The sequence below is a fragment of the Streptococcus sp. IsoGale021 genome, from assembly GCF_031142795.1.
Lineage (GTDB): Bacteria > Bacillota > Bacilli > Lactobacillales > Streptococcaceae > Streptococcus > Streptococcus hominis.
On sequence record NZ_JAKZJH010000004.1, the window covers coordinates 107,398 to 126,470 of the forward strand.

Genomic DNA, 19,073 nt, shown 5'->3' on the forward strand with positions numbered 1-19,073 from the left:
CATCATGTCAAAAGAACTTTCACCAAAATACAATCCAGCCGAAGTTGAGGCTGGGCGTTATCAAAAATGGTTGGCTGAGGATGTTTTCAAGCCATCTGGCGATAAGAAAGCTCATCCGTATTCTATCGTTATTCCACCACCAAATGTGACGGGGAAATTGCACCTTGGTCATGCTTGGGACACAACCTTGCAGGATATTATTATTCGTCAAAAACGTATGCAAGGCTTTGATACCCTTTGGCTTCCTGGTATGGACCATGCGGGGATTGCAACACAGGCAAAAGTTGAAGCACGTCTTGCTGAAGATGGTATCTCACGCTATGACCTCGGTCGTGAAAAATTCTTAGATAAAGTCTGGGAATGGAAAGACGAGTATGCTACCACTATCAAGGAGCAATGGGGTAAAATGGGGCTTTCTGTCGATTACTCTCGTGAACGTTTCACCCTTGATGAGGGTTTGTCAAAAGCGGTTCGTAAAGTCTTTGTTGAACTTTACAAAAAAGGCTGGATTTACCGCGGTGAATTTATCATCAACTGGGATCCAAAAGCTCGTACAGCCCTTTCTGATATCGAAGTTATCCACAAAGATGTCGAAGGTGCTTTCTACCACATGAACTACATGTTGGAAGATGGTTCACGTAGCCTTGAAGTTGCCACAACTCGTCCTGAAACAATGTTCGGTGACGTTGCCGTTGCGGTTAACCCAAATGATGACCGTTACAAAGACTTGATTGGCAAAAATGTTATCCTGCCAATTGTCAATAAACCTATTCCAATCGTGGCTGATGAACATGCTGACCCTGAATTCGGTACTGGTGTGGTTAAAATCACTCCAGCTCACGACCCTAATGACTTCCTTGTTGGTCAGCGTCATAATCTTCCTCAAGTTAATGTCATGAATGATGACGGTACGATGAACGACCTTGCTGGTGAATTTGCTGGCATGGATCGCTTTGAAGCTCGTAAAGCCGTTGTTAAAAAATTGGAAGAAATCGGTGCCCTTGTTAATATTGAAAAAATGACACACTCTGTTGGTCATTCAGAACGTACGGGTGTTATGGTTGAACCACGTTTGTCAACACAATGGTTCGTTAGAATGGATCAATTAGCTAAAAATGCTATTGCCAATCAAGACACAGATGACGAAGTGAAATTCTACCCACCACGTTTCAACGATACTTTCCTTCAATGGATGGAAAATGTTCACGACTGGGTCATTTCCCGTCAACTCTGGTGGGGCCACCAAATCCCTGCTTGGTACAATGAAGAAGGTGAAATGTACGTTGGTGAAGAAGCTCCAGAAGGTGACGGCTGGACTCAAGACGAAGATGTGCTTGACACTTGGTTTAGTTCAGCACTATGGCCATTTTCCACAATGGGTTGGCCTGACATAGAAGCAGAAGACTTCAAACGTTACTTCCCAACATCTACATTGGTAACTGGTTATGATATCATCTTCTTCTGGGTATCACGTATGATTTTCCAATCATTGGAATTCACAGGACGCCGTCCATTTGAAAACGTGCTTATCCACGGTCTTATCCGTGACGAACAAGGACGTAAAATGTCTAAATCACTTGGTAACGGTATTGATCCAATGGACGTTATCGAAAAATATGGTGCTGATGCGCTTCGTTGGTTCTTGTCAAACGGTTCTGCACCAGGTCAAGACGTTCGTTTCTCTTACGAAAAGATGGACGCCAGCTGGAACTTCATTAACAAAATCTGGAATATCTCTCGTTACATTTTGATGAACAATGAAGACCTTACGCTTGACCAAGCGAGTGAAAATGTTGCAAAAGTTGTTGCTGGTACGGCTGGTAACGTAACTGACCGCTGGATTCTTCACAACCTCAACGAAACCATTGCTAAAGTTACTGAAAACTTTGATAAATTTGAATTTGGTGTGGCAGGTCACATCCTTTACAACTTCATCTGGGATGAATTTGCCGACTGGTATGTGGAGTTGACCAAGGAAGTCCTTTACAGCGACAACGAAGACGAAAAAGTTATCACGCGCTCTGTCCTTCTCTACACTTTGGACAAAATCCTGCGTCTCCTTCACCCAATCATGCCGTTTGTGACGGAAGAAATCTTTGAACAAATTTCTGAAGGTTCAATCGTAACAGCTGAATACCCAACAGTTAACCCCGCATTTGAAAATGAAGCGGCGCACAAAGATGTTGAAAGTCTGAAAGACTTGATTCGTGCCGTGAGAAATAGCAGAGCAGAAGTGAATGTAGCCCCAAGCAAACCAATCACCATCCTTGTGAAAACAAGCGACAGCGAATTAGAAGCATTTTTCAACGCCAATGTGAACTACATCAAACGCTTTACAAATCCAGAGCATTTGGAAATTGCTTCTGACATTGAGGCGCCAGAATTAGCTATGTCCAGCATCATCACAGGAGCTGAAATCTATCTGCCTCTCGCTGACTTGCTCAATGTTGAAGAAGAACTAGCCCGCCTTGACAAAGAACTGGCTAAATGGCAGAAAGAATTAGATATAGTTGCCAAGAAACTCAGCAACGAAAAATTCGTCGCTAACGCCAAACCAGAAGTCGTCGACAAAGAACGCGACAAACAAGCCGACTACCAAGCTAAGTATGATGCGACTGTAGCACGGATTGAAGAGATGAGAAAGTTGAGTTAGTCAGACTAGATAGATACAAGAAAACACGGTGTAAAAAACGTGTTTTTTGTTACTAGTGTGTAGTGTAAATTTATAAGAGGAATATATATTTAGCTGTAAGGTATGTACTATGATATAATTAAACTGACAATTTATTTGAGAGAAAATATATCTAAATTGTAAAATCAGTTACATTGAGAATTGATACCAAAAGTTTATAAAGGAGTTTTAGCAAGTGATTAATTTTTCAAATTTAATGACAACAATCATAGGAGCATTTATAGGTGGTTTATTTTCTATTGGGGTTGCACGACTTCAATTAAAATCAATAGAAAAAGAAAAGGAAGCTGAACAAGCCTCAAAAATTGCAGCCTGGTTAACAAGTGTATCAAATTCAGATGACCAACTTAAAAATTGTTTTATTAGATATGATTTAATTATTAATAACAATTCTCATTTACCTATATATAATGTAGTAGTTTTAGCGTTAAGCAATAAGAAATATCTTCATTTTAAAGATATTAAAAACTGGGATGATAATCTTATCAATTATTATTCATGTTTAGTACCAGGGGAAAAAATAGATTCAATAAATACTTATGGGAGTGGTTCTGGTGAATGTCCTATGGTATCAATATTATTTACTGATACTAACACGAGACATTGGTATCGTAATCAAATAGGGAAATTAACTCAATTAAATTCTCAAGAATACGATAAACTAGTTAAAAACTTAGGTTACAGACCGCCATTATAAAAATCTCTCCCATTAAGTTTCTTTTTATAAATTTCCCAAACCCAGCTATACGATTGGGTTTGTTTTTGGTATAATGAACTTAAATTGATACATCAACATCCGAGGTCAGAAAGGTTCTTACTTAGTGTATATATTTTAGGTGGAGTACCTGAAATAAGAAAGTTACCGATATTTTCCAACATACAATCCATCCCCACCCATCAAAAAAGAACAGCTCTATTATTGAGCTGTTCTTTTTAAACTGTTGTCAAATCCAAATTTAAAGTTTGTACGTGTATATGCCTTGATTTCTAAACCTCAAAATTATAGAGAGCGGTTGAGAGGTAGCGCTCGCCGTTATCTGGAGCAAGAGCCAGAACTTTTTTACCTGTTCCTAGTTTTTTGGCGACTTCAAGTGCAGCATAGATAGCTGCGGCAGAAGAAATCCCTACAAGAAAGCCTTCTTGTCCACCGACACGGCGTCCAAGGTCAAGTGCTTGATCAGAGGTAACACGGACAATACCGTCATAAGCTTGAGTGTCCAGTGTTTCTGGGATAAAACCAGCTGAAATTCCTTGAATCTTGTGTGGTCCAGGATTTTCACCGGACAGGATAGCGGACTCATCTGCTTCAATTGCATAAACTTGTATATCTGGATTGACTTTTTTGAGAGCGTGAGAAACACCAGAAATGGTACCGCCTGTGCCAACTCCTCCGACAAAGGCGTCCAATCCTTTTTCACCGAAAGCAGAGATAATTTCTGCTCCTGTTGTTCTTTCGTGTACTTCAGGATTAGCTGGATTGTTGAACTGTAGTGGTAGCCATCCGTTACGTTCTTTGGCGATTTCTTCAGCTTTGGCAATCGCACCTTTCATTCCCTCACTTCCGGGAGTGAGCACCAATTCGGCACCATAAGCTTGGATAATTTTGCGGCGCTCTACACTCATGGTTTCTGGCATAACAATAACGACCTTATAACCTTTAGCAGCACCGACCCAAGACAAACCGATTCCAGTATTTCCGCTGGTTGCTTCGACAATGGTTGCACCCGGCTTAATCAAGCCCTCTTGCTCAGCGGTCTCAATCATGCTGAGAGCAATGCGGTCTTTGACAGACGACCCCGGATTGAAAGCTTCTAGCTTGACATAGACATCAGCAGCGCCTTCTGGAACCAGCTTATTCAATTTCACAATAGGAGTATTTCCAATGAGTTCTGTAATGTTATGATAAATTTGTGCCATAAAATAATACCTCAATTCTGTTGATACAGTCAGTATAAAACGAAAAAGAGTCTTTGTAAAATATAAAAAAACTATCAAGTCGATAGCTTTTTTTAATATTTAGGATGAAGAAATGGGAACCTCAACTTTCCGCAATCCCTGCTCAACAATGTCAATTTTTCCATTGAACAGTTCAATCAAACTTTCTATAACGCTGTCCTTATCGTCTTTGTCAACGAAAATAGTCGTTTGTACTTGATCTGTAAAAGCTGTATCTTGTTCTTGCAACTGTTTGGCTTTAAGAAAATTTGGCAATTCTTGATATTGACTGTAGGAAAGAGTAAGCCTTAGTCCAAGTTGTTCTTTTATGTGGACACTTCCGATTTCTTTGATAGCTAGGGCAACGCTGCCAGCATAAGCCCGAATGAGCCCACCTGCTCCTAGCTTGATGCCCCCAAAATAGCGCGTCACGACAGCACAGACGTTAGTTAGTTGATGATTTTCTAAGACGCCTAGCATAGGCACGCCAGCAGTTCCGCTGGGTTCGCCATCATCGCTGCTTCGCTTCATTTCGCTCCGCTCTCCTAAAATAAAGGCAGAGCAGTTATGAGTAGCTTTGTAGTGTTCTTTTTTGACAGACTGAATAAAATTTCGTGCTTCGTCCTCTGTTGTCACACGCTTAATGTGACAGATAAAGCGTGATTTTTTGATTTCTTCTTGGACTTGACCGTCCTCTTTGATTGTTCTAAATTCCATATCTTCATTTTACAAAAAAACTTTTATTTTGCCAAAGTTTTTCCGAATAAATAGATATGACGGAATTACAAGATTGCTTAGGTCGTATTTTTACAAAAAGTCAATTGTCACCAGAATTGCAATTGCAAGCACAAAGCTTAGCTGGAATGGTAGAAGAGAAAGGAAAGTTAAGCTGTAATCGCTGTGGACAAGCCATTGACAAAGAAAAACAGCAACTACCAATTAGTGCTTATTATTGTAGGTCTTGCTTGATCTTAGGAAGGGTTAGGAGTGATGAAGAACTATACTATTTTCCACAGGAAGAATTTCCCAAAGCGAATGTTTTGAAATGGCAAGGAAAGTTGACAGAATTTCAAGCTAAGGTTTCTCAAGGACTTGTAGAGGCGGTTACCAAACGCAAAGATAGCTTGGTTCACGCAGTCACAGGAGCCGGAAAGACGGAAATGATCTATCAGGTGGTGGCACAAGTCATCAATCAAGGTGGATCCGTCTGCTTGGCTAGCCCCATAATTGATGTCTGCTTAGAACTTTATCGCAGACTGAAAGTAGATTTTACTTGCGATATTTCACTCCTGCACGGTGAATCAGAAGCATATTCCCGCAGTCCTCTCGTGATTGCTACAACGCATCAGCTTCTCAAATTTTATCAAGCCTTTGATCTTCTTATCGTTGATGAAGTAGATGCCTTTCCTTATGTGGACAATCCGATGCTTTATCATGCGGTTCATCAGGCAGTTAAAGTAGAGGGAACGAAGATTTTCTTAACAGCAACTTCCACAGATGAGTTGGACAAAAAAGTGGCTAAAGGAGAATTAACTCGTTTGAGTCTACCTAGACGTTTTCATGGGAATCCTTTGATTGTTCCTCAAAAAATTTGGTTGGCAGATTTTCAAAAATATCTTGGTCAAAAGAAGCTAGTTACCAAGTTAAGGCAGTTTATTCAAAAGCAGAGAAAAACAGGATTTCCACTTCTTATTTTTGCTTCCGAGATCAGAAGAGGGCAGGAGCTGGCAGAGATTCTCCAAAGCAATTTTCCAAATGAAAAAGTTGGTTGTGTAGCCTCGACGACTGAAAATCGACTAGAAATTGTAGAGAAATTTCGTCAAAAAGAAATCACGATTTTGGTAACGACGACGATTTTGGAGCGTGGGGTGACCTTTCCTTGTGTAGATGTTTTCGTGGTGGAAGCCAACCACCGTCTGTTTAGTCGCAGCGCTCTGGTACAAATCGCTGGACGCGTCGGTCGCAGTATGGATCGACCGACAGGCGAGTTAATCTTTTTTCATGACGGTGCGACTATGGCGATAGAAAAAGCGATTAAAGAAATTCAGGATATGAATCAGGAGGCCGGTCTATGAATTCATGTGTTTTATGTGAAAATCCACTAGAAGAAAAGCTGAAATTCTGTGATTTATTGACCTTGAAGAAGCCAAAAGCAAGGGCTTGTGATGACTGTTTTGAAAAATTTCAGCGCATTTCAGCGCAGCATTGCCCGAAGTGCTATCGTGAAGGGACATGCGAAGTCTGCATGGATTGCCAAGTGTGGATAAAAAAAGGAAAAGAAGTTTGCCATAAAAGTTGTTTTATTTATAACGAAGCTATGAAAGACTTCTTTAGTCAATACAAATTTCAAGGAGATTATGCTCTTTATTCTGTATTTACGGAGGTTTTGCAAAGGGAATTAAAAGCTTACCGTGATTATGCGCTTGTTCCCATTCCTGTAAGTGCTGAAAAGTATCAGACAAGAGGATTTAATCAAGTAACAGCTCTTCTTGAGGGTGCAAAGTTCCCATTTAAGGAAGTTTTAGAAAAACATGATACAATTGCTCAATCCAGTAAAACAAGAGAGGAGCGATTGCAAAGTCGGCAGTGTTTTAAATTGAAAGACAACGTTCAACTTCCACCTAAAATCCTTTTGATAGATGACATTTATACAACAGGCTCAACCCTACAATTAGCCAAGGAAATTTTAGTGGAAGCAGGAGTGAAAGAAATTGTGACATTTTCATTGGCAAGGTAACAAAAAATTTGCAAAAAAATAATGAAAGCGTTATAATAAAATAAAGAAAAACAAAACGCTTAGAAAGAAGGTACTTATATGATTAAATATAGTATCCGTGGTGAAAACCTAGAAGTAACAGAAGCTCTTCGTGACTATGTAGTTTCTAAACTTGAAAAAATCGAAAAGTATTTCCAAGCTGACCAAGAATTGGATGCACGTGTAAACTTGAAAGTCTATCGTGAAAAAACAGCCAAAGTTGAAGTAACTATTCCACTTGGTTCTATCACTCTTCGTGCAGAAGATGTTTCTCAAGATATGTATGGTTCTATTGATTTGGTGACAGACAAAATTGAACGTCAAATTCGTAAAAATAAAACAAAAATTGAACGTAAAAACCGTAATAAAAAATCAACCAGTCAGTTGTTTACAGATGCTGTTGTTGAAGAAGCTGAAGCTGCACCTGCAAAAGTCGTTCGCTCCAAACAAATTGACTTAAAACCAATGGACTTAGAAGAAGCTCTTCTTCAAATGGATTTATTGGGACATGACTTCTTCATCTATACTGATGTAGAAGACAACACAACCAATGTTTTGTATCGTCGTGAAGACGGTGACGTTGGCTTGCTTGAAGTGAGATAATCAATCAATCCTCTGATTCATATCAGGGGATTTTTTATGTGGTCTGCAATCAGCTCGAGATAATTGCAAAAAACTGTATTAAAAATCATCATGTTTGAACTGCATTTCAAAAGTTAGACAGAAAAAACAATTGACTTACAGCTATCATAGAAGAAAAACTGATACATTCTTTAGAGATTTTGTTATAATATTCTTTATGAGAGTTGTTGCAGGGAAATATGGGGGGCGTCCTCTTAAAACATTGGAAGGCAAAACAACCAGACCGACGACAGACAAGGTTAAGGGAGCTATCTTTAATATGATTGGTCCTTATTTTGATGGAGGACAGGTTCTGGACTTGTATGCTGGAAGCGGCAGTTTAGCGATTGAAGCTATTTCGCGAGGCATGGTTTCGGCTGTTTTGGTTGAAAAAGACCGCAGGGCGCAAGCGATTATCAGCCAAAATATCAGTATGACTAAGGAAAAAGAACGATTTGAACTTCTGAAAATGGAGTCCAATCGAGCACTTGAATTGGTCACAGGACAGTTTGACTTGGTTTTGTTAGATCCACCCTATGCAAAAGAACAGATTGTTTCAGATATTATAAAAATGATTGAACGAGAGCTTCTGAGCGATGATGTACTGGTTGTTTGTGAGACAGACAAGTCGGTGGATTTACCAGAAGAAATCGCAGGGCTAGGTATCTGGAAGCAAAAAATATATGGAATTTCAAAGGTGACGGTTTATGTCAGATAAAATTGGATTATTTGCGGGCTCTTTTGACCCGATTACAAAGGGGCATATTGACTTGATTAAGCGAGCTAGTAAGCTCTTTGATTGCCTTTATGTTGGTATTTTTTATAATCTTGAGAAAACGAGTTTTTTTAGTATTGAAGCGAAAGAAAAAATGATAGCAGCTGCTCTAGTTCATTTGGAGAATGTAAAAATTGTTACTTCTCATGATGAATTGGCAGTGGAAGTAGCTAGAAAGCTAGGAGTGACAACTTTTGTACGGGGATTACGTAATAGTCAGGATTTGGATTATGAGGGGAATCTCAACTTTTTCAATCATGAATTAGCACCTGAGATAGAAACCATTTTTTTGATAAGCAAACCAGCTTATCAGCATCTCAGCTCATCAAGAATTCGTGAATTGATTTCCTTTGAGCAGGATATTTCAAAGTATGTGCCCGAAAGTGTCATAAAGGAGTTAAAGAAACAATATGGAAAAACCAAGAAATAAATTTAAAAAATGGCCGATAATTGCAGTAGTAGGGTTGATTTTGCTTTTCTTATCTTTTGTAGTTCCCTTGCCTTATTATATTGAGGTGCCAGGTGGTGCAGCGGATGTCCGTCAGGTATTGCGCGTGGACAACAAAGAAGATAAGGAAAAAGGTTCTTATAATTTTGTAACGGTTGGAATTCAGCATGCGACCTTCGCTCATTTGGTTTATGCTTGGCTGACACCTTTTACGGATATTTATTCGGCGAAGGATTTGACTGGTGGAACTTCTGATAAAGAATACATGCGGATCAATCAGTTTTATATGGAAACGTCGCAAAACCTAGCTAAATACCAAGGGTTGAAAAAAGCTGGCAAAGACATTACTCTGAAATATCTAGGGGTTTACGTCTTGCAAGTCACAAAGAATTCTACTTTTAAAGGTATTTTAAATATTGCAGATACCGTGACAGGTGTGAATGATAAGACTTTCAATAGTTCAAAAGAATTGATAGACTATGTCGGAGCGCAAAAGATTGGCAGCAAGGTCAAGGTGAACTATGTAGAAGACGGTCAGAAGAAATCTGCTACAGGTAAAATTATTAAACTTGAAAATGGGAAAAACGGGATTGGCATTAGTTTGATTGACCGAACAGAAGTCACAAGCAACACACCAATTGAATTTTCAACTGCCGGTATTGGTGGACCAAGTGCGGGCTTGATGTTTAGTTTGGCAATTTATACGCAAATTGCAGATCCAACATTGAGAGACGGTAGAAATATTGCTGGGACAGGCTCAATTGACCGCGAAGGAAAAGTTGGCGACATTGGTGGGATTGACAAAAAAGTCGTTTCAGCAGCAAAAAATGGTGCAGAAATTTTCTTTGCACCAAATAATCCAGTTACTAAGGAAGCTAAAAAAGCTAATCCTAAAGCGAAAACTAACTATGAGACCGCTTTGGAAGCTGCTAAAAAAATTAAGACCAATATGAAAATTGTACCCGTGAAAACTTTACAAGATGCCATTGATTACCTCAAGAACACAAAGAAGTCATAAAAATAGTTCAATAAAAGAGCAAGTTAATGATAGAAGTTTGACTTTGCTCCTTTTTTCTTTCTCTATTTCAACTATTAAAAACACTTCTTTTTATGGTAAAATAAGTTTAATACAAGAAATAAGATGATAAAGGATGACTATGCGAAAAGAAATTGCACCTGAATTATACAATTACAATAAATTTCCTGGACCGGAGTTTCGGCAAATAGGAACCAAAATTTTGACTGAGACAATTGAATTTGACTTGGTAGATAATTTCAAGGAAGGTTTTGATATAACGGCTTTTAATCAGCGTTTTTCCGATATTTTAACAAAATTTGATTATATTGTTGGTGACTGGGGGAACGAGCAGCTACGTTTGCGTGGATTTTATAAAGATGACAAGGCAAATGAAAGCGAGGAAAAAATCAGTCGCTTAGAAGATTATTTGTTAGAATACTGCAATTATGGTTGTGCTTATTTTGTCTTGGAAAATTTACAGCCGCGTCGCGCATCGTTTGATAAAAAATCACATCACAAGAAAGAAAGTGATAACAAGCCACGTCGTTCTAAACAAGCTCACTCCTATAAAGAAGAGCAACCCAAGCGAGAAAATCGCCAGCGCAGTAAGCGACAAAATCAAAAGCAAAGAGCAAGAAAGCAAAATTCAACGAAGCAACAACAAACAAGCAGCCAGCGCCATTTTGTCATTCGTCAAAAATAGTGGAAATTGAGAATGGGAACAGAGAGGAAGAAAATGAAACCATCAATTTATAGTTTGACCCGTCAGGATTTGATAGACTGGGTAGAAAGTCAAGGAGAAAAGAAATTTCGAGCTACTCAGATTTGGGAGTGGCTTTATCGCAAACGGGTTCAGTCTTTTACAGAAATGACAAACATTTCAAAGGGTTTATTAGCAAAGTTAGAAGATGAATTTGTTGTCAATCCGCTAAAGCAAAGAGTGGTGCAGGAATCGGCTGACGGCACAGTAAAGTATCTTTTTGAACTGCCAGACGGTATGTTGATTGAAACAGTTCTCATGCGTCAGCACTATGGTCTGTCGGTCTGTGTAACCACTCAGGTGGGTTGCAATATTGGCTGTACCTTTTGTGCTAGCGGGCTGATTAAAAAGCAGCGTGACTTGAATAATGGGGAAATTATGTCTCAGATTATGCTGGTGCAAAAATATTTTGATGAGCGTGGACAAGGTGAGCGCGTCAGCCATATTGTGGTTATGGGGATTGGCGAGCCTTTTGATAACTATGACAATGTTCTCAAGTTTGTGCGAACTGTCAATGATGACAAAGGGCTGGCTATCGGAGCTCGTCACATTACGGTTTCCACTTCCGGTCTAGCACATAAAATTCGTGATTTTGCAAATGAAGGAGTGCAGGTTAATTTAGCTGTTTCTCTTCATGCACCCAATAATGAATTGCGTTCTAGCATTATGAAAATCAATCGTGCCTTTCCAATTGAAAAGCTGTTTGCGGCGATTGAATATTATATTGAAACAACCAACCGCAGGGTTACTTTTGAGTATATCATGCTAAATGAAGTCAATGACGGAGTAGAGCAGGCATTGGAATTAGCTGAATTGCTCAAAAACATCAAAAAGCTATCGTATGTCAATTTGATTCCTTACAATCCAGTTAGCGAACATGATCAATATAGTCGCAGTCCCAAAGAACGTGTAATGGCTTTCTACGATACTCTGAAAAAGAATGGCATTAACTGTGTTGTTCGTCAAGAGCATGGTACAGATATTGATGCAGCTTGCGGTCAATTGCGCTCCAATACGATGAAGAAAGACAAGGAGAAGGCACTTGCGAAACATGCCTAGGTTAAAAGTGTGGCTGCAATCCAATGGAGAATTAACAGTTAAAGGACGTAAAATTCTGACTTGGGGAAGCATTTTCTACATTTTATTATTATGTCTAATGTGTTTTCTCCCTCAGGTGACAGAAGAAGGGATGGAAACACCAGGAATTCAGCAGTTTGGTCGTATTGTAGTGCTTCTCATTCCTTTTAATTCTTTGGTCAATCTTGGGCAAATTACTTCTTTCTTTCAATTAATTAAGGTTTTTGTGCAAAATATAATGAATATTTTTCTGCTTAGCCCACTAATTTTTCAGCTTCTCTGGTTGTTTCCGAACTTGCGAAATACCAAACGTGTACTCTCTGTCAGCTTTGTGATAAGCCTTTTTATCGAATGCACGCAGATTTTGTTAGATATTTTAATTGATGCCAATCGTGTTTTTGAAATAGATGATTTATGGACAAATACATTAGGCGGATATCTGGCTTTTCTATTGTATAAAACTTGTGTCAGCTATTGGAAAGATAAGTTTCTGACTTCTAAATAAAAATAAGAGTCATTGTTCGGATTTAGGATGCTTTTCCATGGTTTTTTCACTATTTTATTGATAGAATGGTAGAAAAACTCTATAATAATGCTCAAACATCAGAAAAGTAGTAAATTGATGCTTCCAGAGAGCTTGTGTTAGGTGTAAACAAGCAGTAGATATTTATGAAATGAGCTGATGTAAATGATATGAATTTGAAACAATAAAAATTCGGTGTGCACACCTTACAGTGTAACTTGTTGATAGACAAGATAGAGATATGCGGATAAGGTCTACTTTTCCCATAACTGAGGTGACACCGCACTCATACGCCCTCACACAGTTTTTGTGTGGGGGTATTTTGTTGTTTACATTCGGCTCTTTGTCAACTGTAGTGGGTTGATGTCAGCTAAGCTTTAGAGAGGACGAGATTCGTTCTCTCTCTTTTGATGTTCAAAGCGATGAGAATGCGTTTCTTAAAGTTGTCAAAGTTCCTGAATCCAAAAGCGTTTCGCTTGATGACCTTGATGAGATTGTTGGTTGCTTCCAGCTTGGCGTTGGAGTAGGGTAGTTCCAAGGCGTTGGTAATCTTGTCTCTGTCCTTCAGGAAAGTCCGACAGACGGTTTGAAAAATCGGGTGGACAGCTGAAAGATTCTCCTCCATTAGGTCAAAGAAATGATTAGTTTGCTTTTCCTGAAAGTGAAAGAGCAGAAGCTGATAAAGCTTATAGTGTTGTCGAAGTTGGTCCGAATAGCTGAGTAGCTGATGGAGAATCTCCTGATTGGTTAAATGCGCCCGAAAAGCTGGTCTGTAAAAACGCTTATGGCTAAGCTTGCGGCTGTCCTGCCATTGAAAGTTCCCACGCTATTGCAGAAGCAGTTAAACGCGCGCCGCAGCTAAGTAAGGAAAATATTATTATCGTCAATGTATCTGGGCGTGGTGATAAAGATGTAGCCGCTATTGCTGATTACTTAGAAAAAAGAAACACGAAAAATCAAGAGTGAAATAGACGCCCATGAGTACAAATACCTACAGAAATATGAAATCTGGGAAGATGACGTAAAAAAACTAAAATTTGAAAATTGTAATCATCGCTTTCTTGTTTCGAGGCTCCGCTGAATCTGGAGACATTCATCCCAGACTCATGATAGGACATTATTCTAATTTTATTGAAGCAACAGTTCGCATAAAAGCAGAACAATCACTCCAATCAAAAGACAGGGAACGAAAGCTATCCTGTCTTTTCTTTTTTTGAAGCAAAAGAGACATAAGCCCACTAAGCTGGCAATTTGAATCAGCCAAAGAATCTCTGTCAACTTGAAAACAGTTGAACAAGAAGATAGAAAAAGAAAGTCTCCTGCGCCAATTCGTAAGTCAAAGAAAAAAGCTACTATTCCAAGGGCTAAAAAACTAATCATTAGAAGATTAAAACCTACCAAAAATAGGAGAAGAAGATGAAAGAACAACCAAATGAGGATAGGATATTCCTGTTCTCTTTGATCATAAAGAGCTAGTGTAATTCCTATTATGAGCAAGACAAGCTGGCTGATATTTAAGTAGCTTAAGGAAGTTGCGAGAAAGAGTAAACCACCTACCAACTCTAATATCAAGTAGCGAATGGGAATTTTTGACTGACAAAACCGACAGCGCAGTCGATTGATAAGCTGAGAAAGGACAGGGACTAAATCACGAGGTGCTAATTTCTGTCCACAAGCATTACAATGACTGGAAGGACTGATAATAGATTGTTCAGGAAAGCGATCAACAACCAACCCTAAAAAAGAAGCCACAATGCTTCCAACCAAGAAAAAATAAAAATGAATCATACTTTTTTATTCGTAAATAATTCTAAAAAATTGCAACTTTTCTAATAAAAGAAATTTCAGAGTTCAATCATTTGACTTTCTTATCTAGAAACATTATAATTAAATCATAATCAAAAAGATTAGAATCATTCTAAATAAAAGCGAGGTAGGATAATGGTTAATCTAAAAAATGAAGCAGCAAAAGATGTTGCAACTTTCTCAAGTGTTGAGTCTTTCAGTAAGTCTCTTCCCAAAACAAAAGCAGTTTTAAACCAAGTGGTAGCGGATTTATACACTGCTCACATTGCTCTTCACCAAGTACATTGGTACATGCGTGGAGCTGGTTTTATGGTTTGGCATCCTAAGATGGATGAGTATATGGAAACCTTGGATACGACTTTAGATGAAGTAAGTGAACGTTTGATTACTTTAGGTGGAACGCCGTATTCAACTTTGAGTGAATTTATCCAACACAGTAATATTGAAGAAAAAGAAGGAAAATTCAGTAAGAATGTTGCAGAAAGTTTGGAACGTGTCATCGAAATTTTCCGTTACTTGGTAGGTCTCTACCAAGAAGCTCTGGATGTAACAGATGAAGAAGGAGATGATGTAACCAACGATATTTTTGTCGGTGCAAAAGCAGAACTTGAAAAGAATATCTGGATGTTAACAGCAGAAATCGGTCAAACTCCGGGCTTGTAAGTAAATTTTTGAGAGTAGAAAATAAATTTTTAAAATCTTTTAGAATTTAAGATAAGTTTAAGGAGGTGGCGTTATACTAACATCATCAGATGAAGACCTCCTAACTTTATTTGATAAAAATCCTAAACTTTTCTTTTTCATAATAATCTCCCTATAAGAGTCGCCCAATCGGCGGCTTTTTTTGTTATTTTTGAGCACTTGAAGAATGTTTTACTTGCAAAATGAGTTCTTTTCAACCTTGAAATACTCCTAAAATTCTGGTAAAATAAGCCTCATGAAAACACTTTATGATGTGCAGCAATACCTCAAAAGTTTTGGCATTATTATCTATATGGGTAAGCGCTTGTATGATATTGAAATGATGAAAATTGAGTTAGAGAGGATTTATGATGCGGGCTTGATAGAAAGAATGGACTATCTAGAAGCTGAGCGGGTCTTGCGAAGGGAACATCAGTTGGAATTACAATATTTGAAGAAGAACGAGGAGAAAACATGTTAAACTGGATTTTATTGGCAATTATTGTTGGAACGTTAGGCTGGATGGGCTTTAACTATGTCCGTGTTCGTCGTGCGGCTAAGGTAGTAGACAATGCAGAATTTGGTGATATGATTCGGCAAGGTCAGTTGATTGATTTGCGCGACCCAGCTGATTTTCGCCGGAAACATATTTTAGGAGCGCGAAATATCCCGTCACAGCAGTTAAAAACGAGTTTGGGAGCTATTCGTAAGGACAAGGCTGTTTTACTGTACGAAAATAGCCGTGGACAACGTGTTATGAATGCAGCTATTCTATTGAAAAAACAAGGTTATCAAAATATTTATATCCTCTCTACAGGACTAGATGGATGGAAAGGAAAAATCAAAAGTGAGTAATCCAAAGGATTGCTCACTTTTAATAGCTTTTTTCTAGGTAGTGCCTCACTATTTCGAGTTCTGCTTGGTTCAATGCTCGATATTCTCCTGCGGCTAAGTTTGGTTCTAATTCAAAATCTCCGAAATGAGTTCGTTTCAGAGAAGTAACTTTGACACCGACAGTTAAAAACATTTTTTTGATTTGGTGAAATTTTCCTTCAGAAATAGTGACAGTAGCACGGCTCTTGTTTGAGCTAGAAGAACGAATTGTAAGAGTGGCTGGTTTACAACTTGTTCCGTCAAGAAAAACGATGCCCTTTTGAAAGGATTGCACTGCTTGGTCATCTAGTAGACCATTAACTTCAACCTCGTATGTTTTTGTGACATGATATTGAGGATGAAGCAATTGAAAACCGAGCGGACCGTTGTCAGTGATTAACAGCAGTCCAGAAGTATCTCGATCGAGCCGTCCAACAGAATATAGATCTTCACTGAAATCTTCAGGTCTGATGAGATCTAGAACTGTTTGGAATTTGGCATCGGAGTTAGCTGTCACAACGCCAAGGGGTTTATTCATCATAAAATACTGATGAGGCTTGCCAAGGACAGGTTGTTCTTCTAGCGTAATCGTCTGCAAACCTGTATCAACATTTTGACTGAGTTTTCGAGCGGGACAGTCATCTACTAAGATTTTCTTTTTTAGTAGAGCTTGCTTCATTTTTTTACGGCTAATGTGAGCTTGAGCTAGTAGAATATCTAAACGCATACAGTTTCCTTTGTTTTTTCTTATCATATCATAATTTTGCAATAAAGAATGTAAATAAATTTGTAGGACATTGATTTTCTAATGAAAACATTTACACCCAGTTTAACCGTGATTTTTGCCTTAATCTGTGGTATAATTGTTCAGTTAGAAATAAAACTTAAGATTTAGAGGATAAAATGACAAAATTAAGAGAAGATATTCGCAATATCGCTATTATCGCTCACGTTGACCACGGGAAAACAACGCTGGTGGACGAATTATTGAAGCAATCACATACTTTGGACGATCGAAAAGAGTTGCAAGAACGCGCAATGGACTCCAACGATCTTGAAAAAGAACGCGGAATTACCATTCTTGCTAAGAATACAGCTGTTGCTTACAACGGTGTTCGTATCAATATCATGGACACTCCAGGACACGCGGACTTCGGTGGAGAAGTTGAGCGGATCATGAAAATGGTGGACGGGGTTGTTCTGGTTGTTGATGCTTATGAAGGAACTATGCCACAAACTCGTTTTGTGTTAAAAAAAGCTCTTGAGCAAGATTTGGTGCCGATTGTTGTCGTTAATAAAATTGACAAACCGTCTGCACGTCCTGCAGAAGTAGTGGACGAGGTTTTGGAGCTTTTCATCGAGCTGGGTGCAGATGATGACCAATTAGATTTCCCAGTTGTGTATGCTTCTGCTATCAACGGAACGTCTTCTATGTCAGACGACCCTGCTGACCAAGAGCATACCATGGCACCGCTTTTTGATACTATTATTGAACACATTCCAGCACCAGTGGATAATTCAGATGAGCCGCTTCAATTCCAAGTTTCTCTTTTGGATTACAATGACTTTGTAGGTCGTATCGGTATTGGTCGTGTTTTCCGCGGGACTGTGAAAGTTGGAGACCAAGTGACGCTTTCTAAACTAGACGGCACAACGAAAAACTTTCGTGTCACCAAGTTATTTGGTTTCTTTGGACTAGAACGTCGTGAAATCGATGAAGCCAAAGCAGGCGATTTGATTGCCGTATCTGGTATGGAAGATATCTTCGTTGGTGAAACGATTACTCCGACAGATGCAGTAGAACCATTGCCAATTCTTCACATTGATGAACCAACGCTGCAAATGACTTTCTTAGTTAACAATTCACCATTTGCTGGTCGTGAAGGAAAATGGGTAACATCTCGGAAAGTTGAAGAACGCTTGCAGGCTGAATTGCAAACGGATGTTTCGCTTCGTGTGGATCCGACTGACTCACCAGATAAATGGATTGTGTCAGGTCGTGGGGAATTACACTTGTCAATCTTAATTGAAACCATGCGTCGTGAAGGTTATGAGTTACAAGTATCGCGCCCAGAAGTTATCGTCAAAGAAATCGACGGTATACAATGTGAGCCATTTGAGCGTGTGCAAATCGACACTCCAGAAGAATACCAAGGTTCAGTTATCCAAAGCCTTTCTGAGCGCAAGGGTGAAATGTTGGATATGGTGGCTACCGGAAACGGACAAACACGTTTGATTTTCCTTGTACCTGCACGTGGTTTGATTGGATATTCAACTGAATTTCTATCTATGACGCGTGGTTACGGGATTATGAACCATACTTTTGATCAATACCTACCATTGATTCCAGGTGAGATTGGAGGACGCCGTCGTGGAGCTCTTGTGTCAATTGATACAGGAAAGGCAACGACATACTCTATCATGTCTATTGAGGAACGTGGAACGATTTTTGTCAATCCAGGTACAGAAGTATACGAAGGAATGATTATTGGTGAAAATTCACGTGAAAATGACTTGACGGTTAATATTACAAAAGCCAAACAAATGACCAATGTTCGTTCTGCAACGAAAGACCAAACAGCGGTTATTAAGACGCCTCGTATTTTGACATTGGAAGAATCACTTGAATTCTTGAACGATGACGAATACATGGAAGTGACGCCTGAATCGATTCGTTTGCGGAAACAAATTCTTGATAAAAACCAACGTGCCAAAGCTGCTAAAAAGAAAAAATCAGCTGAATAATGAAAGAACGATTTGCTTTGCTGCTAATATATGAAAGAAGTAGATAGGCTAGAAAGGAGCAGAAATGTTTTATTTAATCTTTGGAATTCTCATTCTATTATTTTACATTTTTGCTGCTCCACAGAGCATTAAAGGAACTTTAAATGTAGTAGTTTTAGTGATTGCCCTAGTCGCTTTTATTATTTTACTAGGATTGGCAGTATTTCAGATTTTTCAATTACCGTCTGAGTTTTTCATAGGAATTTTGATGATAGGCGTAGCATATTTTTCCCTACGTGATATTTCAAAATTATCACAAAAAGATAAAAAAGTATCGTTTCGCTCAAAACTTCGTAACAGACAAGAATAAAAAGCCGTAAAGGCT

20 protein-coding genes and 2 pseudogenes are annotated in these 19,073 nt (G+C 38.8%); 17 read left to right on the forward strand and 5 right to left on the reverse strand.

The features are described from left to right. Positions 1-4: 4 nt before the first annotated feature. On the forward strand, positions 5-2,653 hold the full coding sequence (locus RG565_RS04565; protein ID WP_247936783.1) for a valine--tRNA ligase: 2,649 nt from the start codon (positions 5-7) through the stop codon (positions 2,651-2,653). A 214-nt stretch (positions 2,654-2,867) separates the two neighbouring features. Then, positions 2,868-3,389, forward strand: coding sequence for a hypothetical protein (locus RG565_RS04570; protein WP_247906324.1), 522 nt, complete (start codon positions 2,868-2,870; stop codon positions 3,387-3,389). Positions 3,390-3,679: 290 nt separating this feature from the next. Here RG565_RS04570 and cysK read toward each other — a convergent pair whose 3' ends face one another. Then, entirely contained in the window at positions 3,680-4,609 is a 930-nt protein-coding gene (gene cysK, locus RG565_RS04575; RefSeq protein WP_247936784.1) for a cysteine synthase A, read from the reverse strand. A 99-nt stretch (positions 4,610-4,708) separates the two neighbouring features. Continuing rightward, positions 4,709-5,344 carry a YigZ family protein gene (locus RG565_RS04580; RefSeq protein ID WP_247936785.1) on the reverse strand — a complete coding sequence of 212 codons (636 nt, stop codon included), beginning with the start codon at positions 5,342-5,344 and terminating at the stop codon, positions 4,709-4,711. A 56-nt stretch (positions 5,345-5,400) separates the two neighbouring features. Here RG565_RS04580 and RG565_RS04585 point away from each other — a divergent pair, with 56 nt between their 5' ends. The 9 genes from RG565_RS04585 to RG565_RS04625 all read left to right on the forward strand — a co-directional run bounded on the left by RG565_RS04585 (position 5,401) and on the right by RG565_RS04625 (position 12,586). Next, a complete protein-coding gene (locus RG565_RS04585; RefSeq protein ID WP_268732180.1) occupies positions 5,401-6,702 on the forward strand; it encodes a DEAD/DEAH box helicase in 1,302 nt (433 codons plus the stop codon). Continuing rightward, positions 6,699-7,364 carry a ComF family protein gene (locus RG565_RS04590; protein WP_247936786.1) on the forward strand — a complete coding sequence of 222 codons (666 nt, stop codon included), beginning with the start codon at positions 6,699-6,701 and terminating at the stop codon, positions 7,362-7,364. Before RG565_RS04585 ends, RG565_RS04590 begins: the two co-directional genes overlap by 4 nt. A 78-nt stretch (positions 7,365-7,442) precedes the next feature. After that, positions 7,443-7,985, forward strand: coding sequence for a ribosome hibernation-promoting factor, HPF/YfiA family (gene hpf, locus RG565_RS04595; protein ID WP_003025754.1), 543 nt, complete (start codon positions 7,443-7,445; stop codon positions 7,983-7,985). A gap of 187 nt (positions 7,986-8,172) precedes the next feature. Beyond that, positions 8,173-8,721, forward strand: a complete 549-nt coding sequence (rsmD, locus tag RG565_RS04600) for a 16S rRNA (guanine(966)-N(2))-methyltransferase RsmD (RefSeq protein ID WP_025271932.1) — start codon at positions 8,173-8,175, stop codon at positions 8,719-8,721. Next, complete coding sequence (coaD, locus tag RG565_RS04605; RefSeq protein WP_021001374.1) at positions 8,711-9,208, forward strand: pantetheine-phosphate adenylyltransferase; 498 nt, start codon at positions 8,711-8,713, stop codon at positions 9,206-9,208. The genes rsmD and coaD overlap by 11 nt, the downstream gene beginning before the upstream one ends. After that, positions 9,189-10,244, forward strand: a complete 1,056-nt coding sequence (locus tag RG565_RS04610; RefSeq protein WP_070670941.1) for a SepM family pheromone-processing serine protease — start codon at positions 9,189-9,191, stop codon at positions 10,242-10,244. Before coaD ends, RG565_RS04610 begins: the two co-directional genes overlap by 20 nt. 139 nt (positions 10,245-10,383) lie before the next feature. After that, a complete protein-coding gene (locus RG565_RS04615; RefSeq protein WP_003043206.1) occupies positions 10,384-10,947 on the forward strand; it encodes a YutD family protein in 564 nt (187 codons plus the stop codon). A 33-nt stretch (positions 10,948-10,980) separates the two neighbouring features. After that, positions 10,981-12,063, forward strand: a complete 1,083-nt coding sequence (gene rlmN / locus RG565_RS04620) for a 23S rRNA (adenine(2503)-C(2))-methyltransferase RlmN (RefSeq protein ID WP_022525296.1) — start codon at positions 10,981-10,983, stop codon at positions 12,061-12,063. Next, complete coding sequence (locus tag RG565_RS04625; RefSeq protein WP_247936787.1) at positions 12,056-12,586, forward strand: VanZ family protein; 531 nt, start codon at positions 12,056-12,058, stop codon at positions 12,584-12,586. Before rlmN ends, RG565_RS04625 begins: the two co-directional genes overlap by 8 nt. A gap of 388 nt (positions 12,587-12,974) precedes the next feature. Here the strand turns inward: RG565_RS04625 and RG565_RS04630 are convergent. Next, a pseudogene (locus tag RG565_RS04630) lies at positions 12,975-13,412 on the reverse strand (transposase); the annotation flags it as partial. Between RG565_RS04630 and RG565_RS04635 the strand changes: the two are divergent. Next, positions 13,409-13,570, forward strand: a pseudogene (locus tag RG565_RS04635) (tryptophan synthase subunit beta); the annotation flags it as partial. The pseudogenes RG565_RS04630 and RG565_RS04635 overlap by 4 nt on opposite strands. 162 nt (positions 13,571-13,732) lie before the next feature. Here RG565_RS04635 and RG565_RS04640 read toward each other — a convergent pair. Further along, entirely contained in the window at positions 13,733-14,392 is a 660-nt protein-coding gene (locus tag RG565_RS04640) for an A24 family peptidase (RefSeq protein ID WP_247936788.1), read from the reverse strand. A gap of 153 nt (positions 14,393-14,545) precedes the next feature. On the opposite strand from RG565_RS04640, the gene RG565_RS04645 reads away from it, so the two are divergent. The 3 genes from RG565_RS04645 (at position 14,546) to RG565_RS04655 (ending at position 15,946) form a co-directional block, all read left to right on the forward strand. Beyond that, positions 14,546-15,073, forward strand: coding sequence for a Dps family protein (locus tag RG565_RS04645; protein WP_003032411.1), 528 nt, complete (start codon positions 14,546-14,548; stop codon positions 15,071-15,073). 274 nt (positions 15,074-15,347) lie between these two features. Continuing rightward, complete coding sequence (locus RG565_RS04650; protein WP_003043479.1) at positions 15,348-15,572, forward strand: YqgQ family protein; 225 nt, start codon at positions 15,348-15,350, stop codon at positions 15,570-15,572. Continuing rightward, entirely contained in the window at positions 15,566-15,946 is a 381-nt protein-coding gene (locus tag RG565_RS04655; protein WP_003025722.1) for a rhodanese-like domain-containing protein, read from the forward strand. Before RG565_RS04650 ends, RG565_RS04655 begins: the two co-directional genes overlap by 7 nt. A 19-nt stretch (positions 15,947-15,965) precedes the next feature. Here the strand turns inward: RG565_RS04655 and RG565_RS04660 are convergent, their stop codons facing one another. Then, on the reverse strand, positions 15,966-16,691 hold the full coding sequence (locus tag RG565_RS04660; protein WP_247936789.1) for a pseudouridine synthase: 726 nt from the start codon (positions 16,689-16,691) through the stop codon (positions 15,966-15,968). A gap of 176 nt (positions 16,692-16,867) precedes the next feature. Between RG565_RS04660 and typA the strand changes: the two genes are divergently transcribed. Together typA and RG565_RS04670 are read left to right on the forward strand one after the other, a co-directional pair. Then, on the forward strand, positions 16,868-18,709 hold the full coding sequence (gene typA / locus RG565_RS04665) for a translational GTPase TypA (RefSeq protein ID WP_247936790.1): 1,842 nt from the start codon (positions 16,868-16,870) through the stop codon (positions 18,707-18,709). A gap of 64 nt (positions 18,710-18,773) precedes the next feature. After that, positions 18,774-19,058, forward strand: coding sequence for a DUF3165 family protein (locus RG565_RS04670; RefSeq protein ID WP_247936791.1), 285 nt, complete (start codon positions 18,774-18,776; stop codon positions 19,056-19,058). The last annotated feature ends 15 nt before the right edge of the window (positions 19,059-19,073 follow it).

Bases quoted from the DNA above. Each gene is read 5' to 3' on its own strand.
- RG565_RS04645 (WP_003032411.1), top strand. From the start codon at position 14,546: ATGGTTAATCTAAAAAATGAAGCAGCAAAAGATGTTGCAACTTTCTCA.
- RG565_RS04655 (WP_003025722.1), top strand. From the start codon at position 15,566: ATGTTAAACTGGATTTTATTGGCAATTATTGTTGGAACGTTAGGCTGG.
- RG565_RS04585 (WP_268732180.1), top strand. From the start codon at position 5,401: ATGACGGAATTACAAGATTGCTTAGGTCGTATTTTTACAAAAAGTCAA.
- hpf (WP_003025754.1), top strand. From the start codon at position 7,443: ATGATTAAATATAGTATCCGTGGTGAAAACCTAGAAGTAACAGAAGCT.
- RG565_RS04615 (WP_003043206.1), top strand. From the start codon at position 10,384: ATGCGAAAAGAAATTGCACCTGAATTATACAATTACAATAAATTTCCT.
- coaD (WP_021001374.1), top strand. From the start codon at position 8,711: ATGTCAGATAAAATTGGATTATTTGCGGGCTCTTTTGACCCGATTACA.
- cysK (WP_247936784.1), bottom strand. From the start codon at position 4,609: ATGGCACAAATTTATCATAACATTACAGAACTCATTGGAAATACTCCT.
- RG565_RS04610 (WP_070670941.1), top strand. From the start codon at position 9,189: ATGGAAAAACCAAGAAATAAATTTAAAAAATGGCCGATAATTGCAGTA.
- RG565_RS04580 (WP_247936785.1), bottom strand. From the start codon at position 5,344: ATGGAATTTAGAACAATCAAAGAGGACGGTCAAGTCCAAGAAGAAATC.
- RG565_RS04660 (WP_247936789.1), bottom strand. From the start codon at position 16,691: ATGCGTTTAGATATTCTACTAGCTCAAGCTCACATTAGCCGTAAAAAA.
- RG565_RS04625 (WP_247936787.1), top strand. From the start codon at position 12,056: ATGCCTAGGTTAAAAGTGTGGCTGCAATCCAATGGAGAATTAACAGTT.
- RG565_RS04565 (WP_247936783.1), top strand. From the start codon at position 5: ATGTCAAAAGAACTTTCACCAAAATACAATCCAGCCGAAGTTGAGGCT.
- RG565_RS04650 (WP_003043479.1), top strand. From the start codon at position 15,348: ATGAAAACACTTTATGATGTGCAGCAATACCTCAAAAGTTTTGGCATT.
- RG565_RS04640 (WP_247936788.1), bottom strand. From the start codon at position 14,392: ATGATTCATTTTTATTTTTTCTTGGTTGGAAGCATTGTGGCTTCTTTT.
- typA (WP_247936790.1), top strand. From the start codon at position 16,868: ATGACAAAATTAAGAGAAGATATTCGCAATATCGCTATTATCGCTCAC.
- rlmN (WP_022525296.1), top strand. From the start codon at position 10,981: ATGAAACCATCAATTTATAGTTTGACCCGTCAGGATTTGATAGACTGG.
- RG565_RS04670 (WP_247936791.1), top strand. From the start codon at position 18,774: ATGTTTTATTTAATCTTTGGAATTCTCATTCTATTATTTTACATTTTT.
- RG565_RS04590 (WP_247936786.1), top strand. From the start codon at position 6,699: ATGAATTCATGTGTTTTATGTGAAAATCCACTAGAAGAAAAGCTGAAA.